Source organism: Porphyromonas somerae (genome assembly GCF_022845615.1).
In the GTDB taxonomy this organism is placed as follows: Bacteria; Bacteroidota; Bacteroidia; order Bacteroidales; family Porphyromonadaceae; genus Porphyromonas_A; species Porphyromonas_A somerae.
On the sequence record NZ_AP025559.1, the window covers coordinates 1584178 to 1598932 of the forward strand.

The window sequence follows — 14755 nt, forward strand, 5'->3', positions numbered from 1 at the left end:
TTCTGATAAGTTAGCTCCAAGCTTACTTGTAGCTAATCCACTTGATCAGCTCCTTCAACTTTGGCTTCTTGCCATACATCAGCAGTCCTACTCTAAAGACCTTAGCCGCAGCCCAAACAAAGAAGACCGTCGTGGCCACCATCATCACCATTGAGAGGACGATTTGCCACGTAGGCGGGTCAAACGGTAGCCGCACCATCATCACATTCGGTGCCACAAACGGGATAAAAGAGCACCACACCGCCAGTGGTCCATTAGGATTCTCAGCCGAATAGAAGGCCGCATAAAAGGCAAACATAAAGAGTAGCGTAATCGGCAAACTCATCTGACTGATATCCTCATCGCTATCAAAGGCAGCTCCCATCGCCGCATAGATCGCTGCAAAGGAGAAGTAAGCACAGATAAAGAAGAAGAAAAAGGCCAGGATCATCCCCGTGAAATTAAAGTTGGCCAACGGTGCCATGATATCCTGAATCATCTCAGGATCGGCACCAGCAGATAGTGCATTATCGGTTAGCTGACTCATATCCAGGGTCACATTACTGAGGAAGACCGCCTGCAGTACCACAAATCCTAGGATAAAGATCAGTGCCCAAATCCCCAACTGCGTCAGTCCCACGAGTGCCACTGCCACTATCTTAGCAAATAATAACACTGTTGGCTTCACCGAAGAGGCAATAATCTCCACAATCCTATTCTTCTTCTCCTCCTGCACACTCGCCATCACCATAGATCCATAGGCCAGTACGAAGAAGAAGAGTAGCATATTAAAGATCTGCCCCACCACCATCGCAAAGTCCGAAGAGCTCGCCTTTTCATCACCCTCCTTACTCCACTGTATCTCCGAGATAGAGAGCGAAACCTTCGTATCATCAATGATCTTCTCTAGGTCAGGGATATTGTAGCTAGCTATCTTCTCCTTCCTCAGAGCAGGCTGTAGCTGATCCGAGATGTACTCCTGTAGCGTAGGGGGTATCGACGAGTGGCTAAAGATCGTGACCCCCTTTGGATTCTTCAGCAGATCCTCAGTAATCAAAAGGTAGGCATAAGCACTCTCGTCACTCTTCTTCCGTGCCTCGGCGATATCAGTATCACTAGCGACAAACTTAAAGCCATCCCTACTCTCCCCTTTTTGTAGATACTCCAGATACTTACCCGTGTGGTCAATCACCATCACCTCCTTCTCCGAAGTGTCCTTGGCATTCATACCGAGGTACATCGGGATAAAGATCAGCAGCAAAAAGATAAACGGCGTAAAGATCGTGAGCAAGATAAAAGACTTCTTCCTCACCTTCACATTATACTCCCGCTGCAAGACAATCCAAAACTTATTCATTCTGCACCTCCTTCCTTAGTTAGATTACGCTCCGCTTGACTCTCTTCATAGCCATTCACCTGACCCGTCTTCCCCACCACATCTAGGAATATCTCATGCATATTGGGGATAATCTCTTCAAAACTAATCACCTCACCCCGAGCATTCCACTCAGAGATAATCTCACGTGAAGCAAGCTTGTGGCTATTCTCAAGGATCAACTCAGTTCGGCCATACTGGTCCGTCTCCTTTGACACTACCACATACCGCTCCGCTACATTCTCCGGCATCTCCACGCCATCTTGGAAAAGGAAGCGATAGGCATTCCCCTTGTACTGCTGCTTGATCTCCTGCACATCTCCCTCCAATACCACATGACTGCGATTGATTAGAGATATGTTGTCACACAGCTCCTCCACACTCTGCATATTGTGAGTAGAGAAGATAATAGTATGCCCCATCCGCTTCAGCCGTAGCATTTCATTCTTCAGGATCTCCGCATTGATCGGGTCAAAACCACTAAAAGGTTCATCAAAAATCAGTAGACGAGGCTCGTGCATCACCGTGCAGATAAACTGCACCTTCTGAGCCATTCCTTTAGAGAGCTCCTCTACCTTCTTGCCCCACCAAGGTAGGATATCAAAGCGCTCAAACCACTCCTCCAGGATTCGCTTCGCCTCAGCCCGCTTCAATCCCTTCAACTGAGCCAAATAGATCGCCTGCTCCCCCACCTTCATCTTACGGTACAGGCCACGCTCCTCAGGGAGATAGCCAATCCGCTCCAAGTCCTTCTCCACAAACGGATGCCCATCAAAGAGCACCTCCCCACTATCTGGGGCGGTAATCCTATTGAGGATACGAATCAAGGTGGTCTTTCCTGCCCCATTAGGGCCCAGCAGACCATACACCTTGCCCTCTGGCACCGACATACTTACGTGGTCAAGTGCACGGTGTTTGTCGTAGTCCTTGACTACATCCTTTACTTCTACTACGTTTTTACACATACCCAATATACTTGCAATACACTTGTTTCTTCTATCTACTTCTTCAGCAAGAGCGATGGGGTAATCACCCGATCCCCTAGCAATTGACTAGCATTACTCTTGTACTCCGTCAGCTGTGCCAATTCTTGGTATAGCTTTTTATAATCCTCTACATTCTTAGAGTCCAACTCCTTTATTTTCTTAAGCACCCCTTGCACCTGCTCCTCTATCTTGTGTAGCTTCAGCGAAAGCACATCCCGCATCAGCAGCTTTCCTAGCTCCTCAGGCTCCTCCATCTCCTTCACAAATTTATCATTGCGAGGGCTGAGCGTGTACTTATCCAGAAGATACCTATCGGCATGCTCTCTGATGGTATCATCCTCCGAGCCCAGCAACAATCTAGTAAGATCCGCCTCACTACCATCCGCCTCAACCTGAGACACTGCATCCAACAGCCCATCCAATATCTGCACAAAGTGGTCGCTCAGACCGCACACACCATCCCACTCTCTAAGGTCGAGCGTAGCATTATGTATTAATTGCAGACCTGTTATCTCCTGCCCTTCTCCCTCCTCATTATTCGCAAAGCCAGGGATAGACACCATACCATAATCAATAATATCCTGCAAAAGGGTGAGCTCGTATGGAGGCAAAGGATCCTTTACCCTAGCCGATGCCACCTTTGGGTTGACCTGCCCAGAAATAGCCTTAGTAGAGAGGTTAGTAAAACCTGATGTAGGCCCCTCCTGAGGCATCTGATAGCTACTTCGCTCCTGCCGAGTACGGTTAAAGATTCGCTCATCACGGATCTTCTTCACCCGCTCCGCTAGTGCCTCACTGGTCACCTCCCACTTTTCCGCTACCACCCCTATATAGAGCTCACGCGTAATACGTGCCTCGATATAAGCAATCGTCTGTGCTAGCTCCTCGATAATCGCCACCTTTCCCTGTGGGTCGGTACCATATTCCGCCGCTAGTCGCTCCCCCTTAAAGGCGATCCCATCCTCCTCATGCTCCTGAAAGTAGGCCTCAATATCCTCCAAGGTATGGCTTTGGGAAAAAGAGTCGGGGTCCTCTCCATCGGGTAGAAGAAGCACCTTCACACCCAGTCCAGCCTCTAGGCAGATATCTAGCCCACGGAGAGCCGCCTTGATTCCTGCACCATCGGCATCGAAAAGGAGTGTCACATTGGAAGTCAAACGCTTGATATGCGCCACCTGAGCGTGCGTCAGTGCCGTGCCCGAGCTTGCCACTACATTACGCACCCCCCTTTGGTACATAGAGAGCACATCCATATAGCCCTCCAGTACAATACACTTATCACTGCTAGAGATATACTTTTTGGCAAAGTAGAGACCATAGAGCTCATTACTCTTATCATAAAGTTCCGAGGCGGGGCTATTAATGTATTTTCCTACATTCTCTACCTTCTTCAAGATACGCCCACCAAAGCCCACCACATTGCCACTGGTGCTGTGAATAGGGAAGATCACCCGCTCCCGATAGCGGTCAATGTAATCCCCCTTTTTAGTCTTCATCACCAGCCCAAGCGACTCCAGCACCTCCAGCTCCACCCCACTCTCCTTTGCCCTATCCACCAGATAGGTCCATTCGCTAGGCGAGTAGCCGAGCTGAAACTCTTTGATCGTCTCATCCGTCAGCCCACGCTCCCTGAAGTAGCTGAGCCCAATCCGGCGTCCCTCCGCCCCTTGGAGCATCGCATTCACAAATTCATCTCTGGCGAAAGCATTGGCATTGAGTAGCTTTTCACGCTCCGTCTTACGAGCCATCTGCTCGGGAGTCAGCTCCCGCTCCACTACCTCAATGCCATACTTTCGGCCTAAGAACTTAATGGCCTCGGGAAAGGTTAGATGCTCATACTTCATGATAAAGGAGACCGGAGTCCCCCCTTCCCCACAGGCAAAGCACTTACAGATATTCTTAGAGGAAGAGATCTGAAGCGAAGGACTGCTATCATCATGGAAGGGGCAGAGAGCCACATAGTCTTTGCCCTTGCGGTGTAATGTAAGGTAATCCCCCACAACATCCACAATATCGGCACGCTCTATGATGCGTTGCACCACCCGATTATCAATCATGCTCATAGCTACAGCCCTCTACTCAAGCCCTTCCCCAGCATTAGCTCTCAATGATGGCAACAACCACCCTCTCCATGCTCATGATGGTGCTCACCACAGCCCGAGCAACCAGAGCACCCTTGATGCCCAAAGAAGCGATCATACTCCTCCTGTGTTGGCTCATGTACATCGGTCACCTCACCGATGAAGTGGAGCTCCTCACCAGCCAAGTCGTGATTAAAGTCCATCTGCACCTTATCCTCACCCACATGGGTCACTAATCCGTGAACCACTTGACCATCGGCAGTATTCATAGGCACACGAGCCCCCTCGTACACCATATCCTCATCAAACTTACCATCAATGTGGAAGACTGCCTTATCTAGCTCCAGCAACAAATCGTCCCGCACCTCACCATAAGCATTCTCAGGGGATAGATGGAAGTCAAATTGGTCACCTGGCTCCATACCAGAGAGCTCTGCCTCAAAAGCAGGAAGCAATAGCCCCATACCATAGATAAACTCCATAGGCTGCTCCTTAGTCGTCTCCTCAATCAATGAACCCTCCCTATCTAGCAAGCGATACTGCACCTGCACAAACGCACCTTTATTAATTCTCATAACTCAATATAAATATAGTCATCTCTTAAATAATTACACAGATACAAAACTACCAAATTATACCCAATCTCAAGCACCGTCACAAAATCATAACACAAACGATACAGAAGAAGAAAAAGCATTTGATAGTTGTAAATCGAATAAACGCACCAACAAAATGCCTGAATGAACCTAAACCAATAGCCCAAAAACGCAATTTATAACAGACTGATATCCAACATCATATAAAAGCGAAAACTGAGTTGCAACTAAGCGATCGGCGAGTTGCAACTAAGCAAATGACGAGTTGCAACTAAGCAAACGCTTAGTTGCAACTAAACTTTTCGCCCGACCACTACCTCCGACTTGTCTGACCTGTCCGACTTGTCCGATTAGCCCCCCAAAAAAATAATCGCCCTCTACTAAGGACCTCTCCGAGGTCCGTGTTAAATAGGCACAGGTCAAGGCACGCAGTGCCAAAGACCTGTGTGTAATGAGATGCAAAACATCCCTACGACCCCGGCTGAGGGGTCGGACGGATCCTAGCCCCTGGTCTGTGGTTTCCTGAAAAAGGTTGACTCGGTTAATGTTACGTTGTTATTAATCCTGCTTTATGTTGACTTTCTAGCCTTTAGTCCTGTGAGGGGTTGACTGGAGGGCGTAGCCCGTAAGGAAACCCCTCACAGGACTAAAGGTACCAAAACTTGGGCACCTATCCTATTTTTTGATTTTCAAGGTACTCCTCTCTATAGCTTTTCCACCTCTTGGGGATTTTCCCTTTGCACTTTGAGGCTTCAACAGGTGTCATATAGTCGAGACTCATGTGAGGCCTTTTTGTGTTGTAAAACTCTATGACTGAGGTTAATTCAGCCTTTGCCTCTTTGATGGTTTTAAAACGTTTGCCTTTTAAGAGCTCATTCTTTATAGTGTTATTGATCCTCTCTGCTTGTGCATTATCTTTGGGATCTGGGGTTTCTGTCATACTTATATCTATGTCATTCTTTTTAAGAATATCCACATACTGGTGGCTGGCATACTGGCAGCCTCTGTCTGAGTGATGAATGAGCTTATCGTTAGCTTTACCATTCGATTTAAGTTTCTTAAGTGCCTGATTTAGAGCTTCAATAGGGTACTTAGTGTCTAGGCTATCGCCTAGGCTCCACCCGACAATTTCTTTTGAGTATGAGTCTAAGATCACGGATAGGTAGCTAAACTTATGATGTACTCCGTCATAATGGATGGGGATATACGTTATGTCGCTCACCCATACCTGATTAGCTCTTTCTGGTATCATATCTTTTACGAGGTTACCATAGAGCTTAAAACCGTGATTGGAGTTGGTGGTTCTCGGCTTTCTTTTACGTTGCCTTAGCTTCAAGCCGTGCTTGTCTAGAGTGTCAAGAAAACGGTCTCTCCCTAGTGGAGTCCCCTCCTTAAACTCTCGCTTATACATATGCCACAGCTTCTTACCGCCCATGCCAGGGGCTTTCTCTCGGGTCTCAAGAACGTACTCAACAGCCATCTCTTCAAGTGCCATATTGGCATGAAGTTTTGACTTTTTTCGCTTGTAATAGGCTTGCTTACTTACACCAAACAGGTCGCAAAGGAGCTGTATTGTATATTTCTTCAGATCCTGTGCGTGCAAGCGATCTACCGTTTGGTGCCAGCTTTTTTTCTTATTTGGATGCGGAAATTCTCTTCTGCCACATTGATTAATTCATTCAATGCATCTGTCAAAACAGTCTGCCTAAAAAGCTGTTTTTCAAGCTCTTGAACCCTTCTTTCTAAATCAACTGAGCTTTTCTCAGGCGCCCCGCCTGACGCCCCGCCTGACGCCACATCCGAATAATAATACCTGCGATATCCGCGGTGCTCTTCTTGTTTCTTCTTTTTCTTCGCCTTCATCTCTATAACTTCGTCTAACCCAGAATCTAGGTACCTATGAACCCACTCCAGGATCGTAGTCCTTCCAATAGGGACAAGGTGTGAAATCTGGGTATAACCTAAGTTTTCCTCAAAATAGAGGTGAATAACTCGGTCAAAATAAATCTTCTGGAGTTGACTCCTTTTTACAAACTTACTCATAAAAATCTATCTATGAGTCAACTTTTTCTAGGACAAGACATCAAAATTAATCCTGGAATAGGTTGTCCGACCCGCAAGGGGTCGTGGATTTTGGTTGTCTTATTTACCCCCATTCATCGGCTCTGCGAGCCTCGAATGGGGGCAATCTATGATCACCACCAAATTTATATGGTTAAAAAGTGTTATTTCGACCTATGCTCGTTTTGCGTCATAATCAGAATAGAATTTGGTCCTTCTCGTGGCGATTGTAAAGGCAACCGTAAGTAGCTTGTTTTTGATGTTGTTCATAATGAGCAAATGTGGCTTGCCTTTGCTCTTCAGCTTTTTCTTGTAGTCTATGAACTTCGAGTTGAATCTGCTCGCAGAGAGTGCCGCCATATGTAAAAGACTTGCAAAATAAGGGTCGGCAAACCAACTCCTATGATTGCCATTTTGGACGGATGTACCTGACTGATTCGGGTGTGGAGAGACCCCTAAAAAGCAGGCAAGTTGCTTGGGGTTATCGAACCTTGTAAACCCTCGAGTAACAACGATCAAAAGAAGGCTTGTGATCTTCCCGATACCTGGTATGCTCAGTAGGCATTTATGGATCTCATTAAGCTCCTCATTGGCTTTGATGATTTCCACCATTTTAGCCTCAATAGCTTTGATTTCTTTCTTCAGAAACCTCTCCTGCTTCTCTAAGCGTTGGATCATGAACTTTAGCGTCTCATCATTGGGTTCTGACTTAAGAATATGCTTATACTCTTTTATCTGACACTTCAATCGCGCTCTTTCTCTCACCTGTCCATATCGGTATGAATAAAGTCTCTCTAAGCTCTCCATATCCTTAGATAGGGGCTTATAGAGCCTAATCTGATCGCGAAAGCGATAGAAGTAGTAAGCGATCTTTTCTGCGTCTATCTTATCGGTCTTGTCGCGAACAATCTTGCCACTACCACATTTGATCGAATAAGCATTTTGTAAGGAGCAATCAATCCCCAGCACATAAAGCTGTTTAGGCAGCGTGATGCTATAGTTACCTGTATCTTCTCCACCTACGAGAACAGAGGAATAGTCGCCAGACAATGCACAAGTCTTATTCAGCCATTTTACAAATCGCTTACAACCCGGCACATCGTTTTTGAACTGCTCATTACCAATGATCTTTGGATCAATAGAGCTCTCTTCAGATACCTTGAGGATAGCTGCGTCAAATGTTTCTTTTGAGAAATCAATTCCCACAAATAATTTTTTATTCATAACTTTGTACATGTAGTGATTAGATAGCCATTAGTCGAACGATAGCTGTTTGTACTCAAGCTGTAAATAGGAGTGAAATCCTAACAATCTATATAGTATCCAACAGCGTGATTAGGTGTCCTTACTGCCCCCAATAGGTTCTATGACCTCGCTACGGTATTAAGGTTTCTCACCTAATCGACTAATGGCTATCTTTCTACAACAAAGATACGACATTAGTCTCGCTATTAGACTATTTTTACTGGCTATTTCATCTTTGATATACCCTTTATCTACGTATTTGAATTTAACTTTTTTTGTTTGATTTTGGCGGGCTCGATAAACTCGCCCGGGCTACCTGCAAACTTACAGCTACAACAAATCGGACCTCCTACGGAGGTCCTTAACCATAGATACTCAGATGAATACTACTCGACAAGTCTTTTTCTAATGCGTAACCCCTGCTCGTTTCGGTTGAGGACCTACCCGATTGCTGAAATATGGGTATATTTGTGGGTAATTTTATCAGCAACACACATATATTATATAAAGCAATATGGAGAGTAAAGAGCAAATCCGAGAGCACCTCTCGGTATATAATAGTAGGACGAGAGCAATAGAGCCCCTTCGACCCAAGCAGTCACCCCACGTGGGAATGTACGTTTGTGGTCCTACCGTTTACGGCGATGCCCACTTAGGACACGCCCGCCCCGCGATTACATTTGACCTCCTCTTCCGCTACCTCACCCACTTGGGCTACAAGGTGCGGTACGTGCGCAATATTACCGATGTGGGGCACCTAGAGCATGATGCCGATGAGGGAGAGGACAAGATTGCTAAGAAAGCACGACTAGAGCAGATAGAGCCAATGGAGGTGGTGCAGCACTACCTCACCCGCTACCACAAGGATATGGACCTGCTCAATGTGCTCCCTCCCTCTATTGAGCCAATGGCGAGTGGGCACATTATTGAGCAGATTGCTCTAGTGCAGGAAATTTTGGACGCTGGGTATGCCTATATCTCCAATGGATCGGTCTACTTTGATGTACCTAAGTACAATAAGGACCACCAATATGGCGTACTCTCGGGCCGTAATATTGAGGATATTTTAGAGAATACCCGCAGCCTAGATGGGCAAGAGGAGAAGCGGAGCTCTGTGGACTTTGCCCTTTGGAAAAAAGCAAGTCCAGAGCATATTATGCGTTGGCCTAGCCCTTGGAGCGATGGCTTCCCCGGCTGGCATGCGGAGTGTACGGCGATGGGACGTAAGTACCTCGGCGATGGATTTGACATCCATGGCGGGGGTATGGACTTGATCTTTCCTCACCACGAGTGTGAGATTGCCCAAGCAGTAGCAGCGGAGGGGCACGAGATTGTGCCGGTATGGATGCACAATAATATGATCACTATCAATGGGCAGAAGATGGGCAAGAGCCTAGGCAACTTCATCACATTGGAGCAATTTTTCTCTGGTGAGCATGAGTCGCTAGAGAAGGCGTACGACCCTATGGTGATCCGCTTCTTTATCCTTCAAGCCCATTACCGTTCAACAGTAGACTTTAGCAATGAGGCACTACAAGCATCGGAGAAGGGGCTGGAGCGCCTGATGAGTGCCTACGCCACTTTGGGCAAGCTAAAGCCAGCTAAGCAGGAGACCGAAGCGTTACCCAACTATAGAGAGCAGTGCTACGCGTCGCTTAATGATGACCTCAATAGCCCGAAGGTGATTGCGGAGCTCTTTGATGCCACCCGCAAAATCAATCAGGCGGAGAGTGGTGAGATTGGGCTGACGGCGGAGCAGATAGAGGAGCTCCACCAGCTCTTTGACACCTTCTTCTTCGAGATACTGGGTATGCGACCAGCTGGTGCAGGGGAGTCCTCGGCGCACCTCGAGGCATTTGGCAAGGCGATGGACCTACTTCTGGAGATCCGTCAGGGCGCCAAAGCAGCTAAGGACTGGGCGACCTCGGATAAGATCCGTGATGAGCTGAAGAAGATAGGCTTCGAGATCATGGATGGCAAGGAGGGAAGCACGTGGAGACTCTGACACTCATCACAGGTGGCAGCCGTTCGGGCAAGAGTAGTGAGGCGGAGCGAAGGGCTTTGGCACTTTCGCCTCGCCCCATTTATCTCGCTACGGCTACGGTGCAGGACGAGGAGATGGCCGATAGGGTGCGACGGCATCAGGAGCGGAGGGCCGACAAATGGGAGACCATTGAGGAGCCACTTTGGCTAGGTCGACTCGATCTCTCGGGCAAGGTGGTACTGGTGGACTGCCTTACCCTATGGACCACCAACGTCTTTTTTCATGTGGGAGAGGACGTGGACAAAGCTCTTGCCTTTATAAAGGAGCAACTTAAGGAGCTATTGAGCCACCCAGCCACTTATATATTTGTGACGAATGAAATAGGAATGGGTGGAGTCTCGAGCAATGCGATGATGCGGAAGTTCTCCGACCTGCAGGGGTGGGTCAATCAGTATGTAGCCTCACTCTCGGATGAGGTAGTGCTGATGGTTTCGGGTATTCCTTTGAAAATAAAATAAGAGTAGTCAATCATTATGAGACACTTTGAAATTACCCCGCTAGATGAAGCCTTTGGGCAGAAGATGCTGGAGTATATAGATGATATTGCGAAGCCAAAGGGCTCGCTGGGTAAACTAGAGCAGATCGCACGTCAGGTAGCGATGATTCAGGGCACGATACACCCTACTCTAGAGCGGCCACACCATATCCTCTTCTCTGCCGACCACGGCATTGAGCAGGAGGGGGTGAGCAAGTCGCCAAGGGCGGTGACGTGGCAGCAGACGATCAACTTTAAGCGCTCTGGCACGGCGATTGATTACCTCACCCGCCAGCATGATATTGAGCTGGTAATTGTGGATGCAGGGGTTGATTACGACCTCCCTAAGGAGCTAGGGATTATCGATTGTAAGGTGCGGAAGGGGACCTCTAACTTCCTTCATGAGCCAGCAATGACCCGTGAGGAGGCTAATCAGTGTATTGAGGCGGGAGCAAGGCAGGTGGAAATCGCCCACGACAAGGGGTGCAACATCATCTCTTTCGGAGAGATGGGCATCGGTAATACTAGCCCCTCAGCTGTGTGGATGCACCTACTGACAGGGATTTCTCTGCACGACTGTGTCGGATCGGGTAGCGGGTTACACGGCGAGGAGATTTCGCACAAGGAGCGGATACTTGCCGAGGCAATTGCTAATGCGCCCAAGGATTTGAGCGCTGAGGAAGTGATGAGCTACTTTGGTGGCTTTGAGATGGTGATGACGGTGGGGGCAATGCTACGTGCCGCAGAGCTAAAGATGACGATTGTGGTGGATGGCTTCATCATGACTGCCTGTATGCTGATGGCGAGCAAGGTCTCCCCCAACGTACTTCAGTACGCTATATTTGGGCACAAGGGAGATGAGAGGGGGCATAGCCTCCTACTCAATTACCTCCATGCCGCCCCGATCCTTAACCTAGGCATGAAGCTAGGAGAGGGTACTGGAGCAGTTTGTGCCTACCCGATCATCAAGTCGGCGGTGCTGATGCTCTCGGAGATGGCTCTATTTGGCAATACCAATCCTATTGAGAAGTATTTTTAATGAATAAAGTCCGGTACTATACTTACGATATCTTAGCAGCCTTCTCGGCACTGACAAGGCTTCCCATTTGGCGGATAGTCACGATCCCAAAGGAACACTACCAGAGGGTCGTCTACTACTGGAGTGTCGTGGGGTGGCTCACAGGCCCTTTGACCGCGTTGGTAATATTGGGATTAGGGCAGTTTCTCCCAGTCACTCTAGCAGTGACTATAGGGTTTATTTTCCGTATCCTACTCACTGGTGGAATGCACGAAGATGGCCTGATGGACTTCTTTGATGGCTTTGGTGGAGGGCGGACGCGGGAACGAATCCTGGAGATTATGAAGGATAGCCACTCAGGTGCCTACGCAATTATAGGCTTTGTGAGCTATGCAGCCCTTTGGATAGGGCTCCTCGGGTGGATGCCACTAGAGGCAGCCTTTTATACCGTAATGGTAGGAGACCCGATCAGCAAGTTTGTCGCTTCCAACCTGCCACGGCTACTCAAGTATGCTCGGAATGAGGAGAATGCCAAGATGAAGGTGGTCTATGAGGATCGCCCGCACCGAGGACTCTTTATCCTCGCTGCACATTTTGGTCTTCTACCAATCTCTCAATGGTCGCCTGCTGGATGGTGGATGCTGCTATTCTCGGCCCTCACATTTGGTTTGCTTTACCTCTTGATGAAACGAAGGCTCAATGGCTACACGGGCGACTGCCTGGGAGCAACCTTTCTTCTCTGTGAGGTGATGAGCTACTTAGCCGTTTGGATATTTATATTATGAAAGAGTTATTGGTTGTACGACATACTTCGGTGGATGTACCCCAAGGCATTTGCTATGGGGGAACAGATGTGCCACTGCAGCCTACTTTTGCAGAAGAGGCTGAGCTAGTAAGGCAAAGGCTGGAGGGCTATACCCCAGATAGAGTGCTTTCGAGCCCCCTTTCGAGGGCTACTCGGCTTGCCAATGCAATAGGGTACCCTGAAGTGGATACTGATGAGCGACTGCGCGAGCAGCACTTTGGCGCTTGGGAGATGAAAGCCTACGACGAGATAGAGGATCCTCAGCTACTTCGCTGGTATGAAGACTATGTCTATGAGCGGCCTACAGATGGTGAAAGCTTTGCAGAGGTGGTGACTCGGGTGGGCACGCTCCTAGAGGAGCTGAAGGCGAGTAATCACGAAAAAATACTAATATTTGCACATGGAGGTATTCAGATGGCAGTGGGGGCTTACCTAGGTCTGTATGAGCTAATTGACGCACCACAGCACTTCCAAGGCTACGGAAGCGTGATGAAATACCAGCTATAACCTTCTTAAAAGCTACTAAAAGAGGTAAGAGGGGAAAATAGAAAGGGATTACTTAGAAAAAAAAGAGTAACTTTGCGTGAATGTATATCTAGCTTGAGGCATTGAGACCTCAGGAGCTAGGACTAATAGGATATTTGAATGGCGTGATGAGAAGATATAAATGGTATGTGGTTGGTGCCACATTGATATTGACGGCACTGTTATTTTCGGCCTGCCGAAAGGATAATGGACCCCACACGACTCCAATCTATACGGAGTACACCTATCCAGCCTCTATAAAAGCCTCTTTCCCTAAACCTAAACAGAAAGAGGAGAAGGATAAGGACAAAAAGGAGGAGGTGAAGGGGCTACCGAACCTAGACTTCAACATCGACAATAGGGCGATGAGGGTGTGGAATAAGATACCCCTCCCCTATCAGAGTAAGTTTGACTCCCTCGACCTCACAATTGCGGTGACCTCAGAAGCGGTGGTAAAAATCATCAATGAAACCACTCAGAAGGTCACAGTATACGCATCAAATAGACGTGCCCAGCGAATAGATGCCACAGGAGGTAAGCTCAAACTTACCGTGGAGATCGAAAAGAAGCCAACACTCACCTACGACCTAAGGATACTCACTTATGGTTATGACCCCGACAAGTTCACTTGGACTAAGGAGTCGGCTTCACTGCCTATCGCAGCAGAAGACGCCAAAGTGCTGAAGTACCAGAACCGTATTTTCTGGGTTGCTAGCCTCTCAGATGATTCTAGCAAACTGTATGAGTATGACCTTTCGAATAGCACATTTACCGAAGTGGAAGGAGCTGACATCCCAGTGGACCTACTTCCCTCTAGCATAGTAACAGATGGGAAAAAGCAAGTATGGGCTATCTCTAAGGATCAGAAGCTATATAGCAGCAAAGACCTTAAGTCTTGGCAAGCCCACGACCTCGGGAGTGTAAAAGTCTCTCAGATGATAGGCGAGGCAACTACCATTGATGGGAAGAGCAACCTGCTCGTCATAGGGTACAAGGAGGGCTCAAATCTCTATCAAACCTACACTATCACCTCAAGTGGAGCAGAGCCACAAGGGGATCTGCCTAAAGGTTTCCCTGTGAAGGAGGCATACGTCTACTCCTACTCACAAGATGGAATCACGGCGATTACACTCTACAGTGGATTGAGAGCTGATAACAAGCCATCGACTAAGAGTTACTTCCTCTCCGGTAGCTTACAATGGGGTGAGACACCTTATCAAAAGGAGAAGAAGGTGCTCCCAAATAGTGGTGGTCTCTTCTTGCCAACCGGTAAGGAGGCGGAGCTATTTGTCATCGGAGGGCTCTATGGGGAAGCCAACCAACCCTCTAGTGAGATCAAAAGAAGTAGTGACAAAGGCATCACGTGGATAGCTCTCCCCAATCAAACAACCGTAGGTGGCGACCTCCTTCCACGCTACTCAGCATCGGGTATCGCCTCAGGTAGCGACAAGGCTCTAAACATCTACCTTCTGGGAGGGATTATTAATGGAGCACCGAGCAGAGAGATTTGGCACGGTCACCTAGATACTACTGGCGGAATCATCAATAGCTTTAATTGACAAAGT

13 protein-coding genes are annotated in these 14755 nt (G+C 47.9%); 6 read left to right on the forward strand and 7 right to left on the reverse strand.

The window, feature by feature from the left end:
* Nucleotides 1-22: 22 nt before the first annotated feature.
* From MWL85_RS06865 to MWL85_RS06895, 7 genes are all read right to left on the reverse strand, one after another.
* Nucleotides 23-1336 carry an ABC transporter permease gene (locus MWL85_RS06865; protein WP_244400169.1) on the reverse strand — a complete coding sequence of 438 codons (1314 nt, stop codon included), beginning with the start codon at nucleotides 1334-1336 and terminating at the stop codon, nucleotides 23-25.
* Nucleotides 1333-2319 carry an ABC transporter ATP-binding protein gene (locus MWL85_RS06870; RefSeq protein ID WP_021903478.1) on the reverse strand — a complete coding sequence of 329 codons (987 nt, stop codon included), beginning with the start codon at nucleotides 2317-2319 and terminating at the stop codon, nucleotides 1333-1335. Before MWL85_RS06870 ends, MWL85_RS06865 begins: the two co-directional genes overlap by 4 nt.
* A 35-nt stretch (nucleotides 2320-2354) precedes the next feature.
* Nucleotides 2355-4403, reverse strand: coding sequence for a DNA primase (gene dnaG / locus MWL85_RS06875; RefSeq protein WP_244400170.1), 2049 nt, complete (start codon nucleotides 4401-4403; stop codon nucleotides 2355-2357).
* A 41-nt stretch (nucleotides 4404-4444) separates the two neighbouring features.
* On the reverse strand, nucleotides 4445-4996 hold the full coding sequence (locus MWL85_RS06880; protein WP_018029150.1) for an FKBP-type peptidyl-prolyl cis-trans isomerase: 552 nt from the start codon (nucleotides 4994-4996) through the stop codon (nucleotides 4445-4447).
* A 691-nt stretch (nucleotides 4997-5687) separates the two neighbouring features.
* The gene (locus tag MWL85_RS06885) at nucleotides 5688-6620 is read right to left on the reverse strand and encodes an IS3 family transposase (protein WP_244400171.1); all 933 of its coding nucleotides are present in this window, start codon (nucleotides 6618-6620) and stop codon (nucleotides 5688-5690) included.
* Between the two features lie 5 nt (nucleotides 6621-6625).
* Nucleotides 6626-7060, reverse strand: a complete 435-nt coding sequence (locus MWL85_RS06890; RefSeq protein ID WP_244400172.1) for a hypothetical protein — start codon at nucleotides 7058-7060, stop codon at nucleotides 6626-6628.
* 192 nt (nucleotides 7061-7252) lie between these two features.
* Nucleotides 7253-8302, reverse strand: a complete 1050-nt coding sequence (locus MWL85_RS06895) for an IS110 family RNA-guided transposase (RefSeq protein ID WP_244400173.1) — start codon at nucleotides 8300-8302, stop codon at nucleotides 7253-7255.
* Nucleotides 8303-8837: 535 nt separating this feature from the next.
* On the opposite strand from MWL85_RS06895, the gene cysS reads away from it, so the two are divergent.
* From cysS to MWL85_RS06925, 6 genes are all read left to right on the forward strand, one after another.
* Nucleotides 8838-10328, forward strand: coding sequence for a cysteine--tRNA ligase (gene cysS / locus MWL85_RS06900; protein WP_394802095.1), 1491 nt, complete (start codon nucleotides 8838-8840; stop codon nucleotides 10326-10328).
* Complete coding sequence (gene cobU / locus MWL85_RS06905) at nucleotides 10316-10825, forward strand: bifunctional adenosylcobinamide kinase/adenosylcobinamide-phosphate guanylyltransferase (RefSeq protein WP_244400174.1); 510 nt, start codon at nucleotides 10316-10318, stop codon at nucleotides 10823-10825. Before cysS ends, cobU begins: the two co-directional genes overlap by 13 nt.
* Nucleotides 10826-10840: 15 nt before the next feature.
* A complete protein-coding gene (gene cobT / locus MWL85_RS06910; RefSeq protein ID WP_244400175.1) occupies nucleotides 10841-11881 on the forward strand; it encodes a nicotinate-nucleotide--dimethylbenzimidazole phosphoribosyltransferase in 1041 nt (346 codons plus the stop codon).
* Entirely contained in the window at nucleotides 11881-12645 is a 765-nt protein-coding gene (locus tag MWL85_RS06915) for an adenosylcobinamide-GDP ribazoletransferase (protein ID WP_244400176.1), read from the forward strand. Before cobT ends, MWL85_RS06915 begins: the two co-directional genes overlap by 1 nt.
* The gene (cobC, locus tag MWL85_RS06920; RefSeq protein WP_021902861.1) at nucleotides 12642-13172 is read left to right on the forward strand and encodes an alpha-ribazole phosphatase family protein; all 531 of its coding nucleotides are present in this window, start codon (nucleotides 12642-12644) and stop codon (nucleotides 13170-13172) included. Before MWL85_RS06915 ends, cobC begins: the two co-directional genes overlap by 4 nt.
* A 146-nt stretch (nucleotides 13173-13318) precedes the next feature.
* On the forward strand, nucleotides 13319-14749 hold the full coding sequence (locus MWL85_RS06925) for a DUF6242 domain-containing protein (protein WP_244400177.1): 1431 nt from the start codon (nucleotides 13319-13321) through the stop codon (nucleotides 14747-14749).
* The last annotated feature ends 6 nt before the right edge of the window (nucleotides 14750-14755 follow it).